The following is a 2,893-nucleotide window of genomic DNA, read 5'->3' as shown; positions in this document are numbered from 1 at the left end:
CCTGCATGGAGACGCGATTAGATCACAGACGATCTGCCTGTTCAAATTTCATTAACAAAGTGCGATCCCGCCCTGCTCCTTTACCAAGGTCACATCGCGAGCACCAGAAAATCCAATGTAATGTATTCCCTCTCTGTTATTTCCATTCATGTTAACTGTTCGACTAATGTTAATGCCAAAACGTACCGCTTGTGGCGTATCTATCGTTGCCGTGGTACTACACCAGAAACCAGCTGCTGTGGGGAATTGTGTACAAGGAGTCGTATTGATAAATTTTGCCCCACCCACTTCGTAGGTTGCTGGATTGTATTCTGCTGTTATATCAAGAGTCGCCGCATATAAAGGTAAACCATACAACAAAGCGACTAGCAACCAATAGCCATGAATTACACTTGCTCTCATTATTTTTTCCTACTCAACATCTTATTGGCTGACCCAAGTCAGTGGGCTACAAACCAGATCACCCAGCAATAATACGGCCTGCTGGCGTTTGACTCGGTCCATCTCTAACACCAGATCGCACTGTTGCCCCCCCTGATATTCAACCTGCAAGTTGGAATTATGTTTGCTCATCTCTACAGCAAAGAAGCCATCAGCCTCGCTGACAGTACGGTCGACATGATTGATAACCATTGCCCCCTTGAGGGGCGTTCCCTGCCCATCTAGCAAGCGACCAATCACAGTGACGGTGCTCACGGCATTCACCTGGCCATAACCCACTCCGCCGCGGTTAAGGTGGTAGGGGAGCACAGTAGGCTTGATGGTGAGCGGCGCCCCCTCGTGATCGGCCATCTCCAGTTGCAAGGTGCCGCTTTGCAAGGCTGGCACAGAGACCAGATGGCGTCCGGGCCCGAGGGTCTGCACGCTACCCTGATCGTCACTGACCCGGATCCGCGCCGCCTCGTCATCGGCCTCGATATCGAGGATCATCGCCGCCTCATTGCCCATGCCGCCCATATCGCGGGAACCGAGCGCCAGCTCCCCTTCTTGCCCCAGTGCCACCACGCTCTCCAGATTGATGCCGCCGGTCACCTGTTCGTTATAGGAGGAGTGCTGGGCAAACAGGTCGCCCCCCAACCAGGGCGCGGCGAAGCGGCCATAGCCGGATAGTCCGGTACCATAGCTGTCGTGGGTGCTGCCCACACTGACTTGGCGCAGCGGCCCCCAATCCACCTCCTGCTGGTAGTTGAGATAGGCACTGCGCTGGGCGCCGCCGGAGCGGGAGGTATTGCTGCCCAGCCCCAGCGACAACTGGCGATCCTGTCCCCCCAGGTTGACGGTCAAACTGAGGGTGCTGCCGCGATCCCGCTGCTGCGCCGTGCTCTCGCTGCCGGGACGATCGAACAAGGTCACCCCCCAGGTTACCCAACGCCCCAAAAATCGATCGCTATAGTGCCACCCCAGATCTGCGCCATTGCCACGGCCAGACTGGTGAGAAACATAGACGCCGAGGGATCCCCACTTTTCCAGCGACTGCTGCAGTGACAGGCTGGATACCGAGCTTGCATCCCCCTGCTTACGCAGATTGCGCGAATGGCTGGCCACCAGACTGCTGTTGCCGTGCCAATAAATCCCCTGCAGATCGTAACCCCACCCCATGCCAACGCTCTGGTTGAGGGAGGCAAAACCGTGGAGCTGACTGGTCGCCTCCCAATCGAGTGAGAGGGAGTGCTGGGCCCCTCTGTCCACATATTGGCTACCCGCCCCCACCACCAGCGAGGGAAGCAGCAAGTGGTTCACCGCAGCGCCGCCACTGGCCCCCTCCAGATCGCTGTCCCCCTGCCGCACCAGCCAGCGGGTCTGGCGTCCGGCGAACAGGTTGAAACGCCACGGCTCCTCCGGCGTCTGCCAGTTGGAGGGTTTGTAGATCATCTCGCGCCAACGGCGGGTCTCCTGACCATCCTCCAGCAACCGCAGTTCCACCTCGTAGATACCGCCGGGCAGCGAGCGGGTATCGAGCGCCTGCAAACCTGATACGACCGGCTGGGACTGGATCAGGTTGCCGTCACGATAGATCTCCACCATGCCCGGCCGAGCCGGAGCAACCTGGATTGGTGCCAGACTGGGTACCCCGCGTTCCCGGCGCAGCAAATCCGAACTGCCCCACATCACCCCGAGCACGGTGGGCGTTGCGCCACTGTAGTAGTTCGGCTGGCGCACCAGCCCCTGCGCCGAGGGAAAGAAGAAGCCAAGGCGATAAAAATTGGCCTCATGAAGCCGCTCTCCATATAGCTGAGCCAGGCCCACTTCGCTCGATTGCCCCTCCTGCCAGGTGGCATCCCCCTCCATAAAGGGGGACCACTGCCCCCAGCTGCCTTCCAGCTGCAGGTTGTAGTGTCCATTGCGCTGAGTGCCCTGCACCAGGTTCAGCTGGTTCTGGACCAGCAACCCCTTGCTCTCTTGGGGCAATGCCATAAAGCGCTGATCCCGCGCCTCCTGCTCCACCTGACCGGTCAGCACCGAGAGCTGGGACTCCTCCAGGCTGTATTGCAATCCCACAATGCCTTCAGGACAGGCCAAGTCACACTCGCCGAGTGGCAGCGGGATTCCCAGCTTGCTCAACCAGCGTTCACGCGCCCCCTCGTCAAACTCGCTATCTTGCACATCCACCAGTGAAAGCAGCTGTACCGAGTTATCCCGCCCGAGCAGCACTTCCCCATCACCCAGCAGGCGACCGTCGACAGTGACTCGCACCATCAGGGGAACACCAAAAAAGTGCTCTTCAAACCCTTCCGGCAACTGCCTGGCCTGTTGTAGCAGCATGACAGGGTCTGCTGCCACCGCCAGAGGGCCAAAAAGCAGCATCCCGAGCAAAATAGATTGGCCCCTTGAAGATCCAGACACTTCGCCCCTCTTAACTTAAGAGGTAGTCTTGGAGCTATGTTCAGTACTA

2 protein-coding genes are annotated in these 2,893 nt (G+C 58.5%); both read right to left on the bottom strand.

The window, feature by feature from the left end; translation table 11 throughout:
- Positions 1 to 51: 51 nt before the first annotated feature.
- The gene (locus tag PG888_RS22645; protein WP_270694453.1) at positions 52 to 402 is read right to left on the bottom strand and encodes a hypothetical protein; all 351 of its coding nucleotides are present in this window, start codon (positions 400 to 402) and stop codon (positions 52 to 54) included.
- Between the two features lie 21 nt (positions 403 to 423).
- Positions 424 to 2,763, bottom strand: coding sequence for a CS1-pili formation C-terminal domain-containing protein (locus tag PG888_RS22640; protein ID WP_270694451.1), 2,340 nt, complete (start codon positions 2,761 to 2,763; stop codon positions 424 to 426).
- Positions 2,764 to 2,893 lie beyond the last annotated feature (130 nt).

It is taken from the genome of Aeromonas sp. QDB23 (assembly GCF_027707745.1).
Classification (GTDB): Bacteria; Pseudomonadota; Gammaproteobacteria; order Enterobacterales; family Aeromonadaceae; genus Aeromonas; species Aeromonas allosaccharophila.
This window is presented reverse-complemented; position numbering and strand designations above follow the sequence as displayed.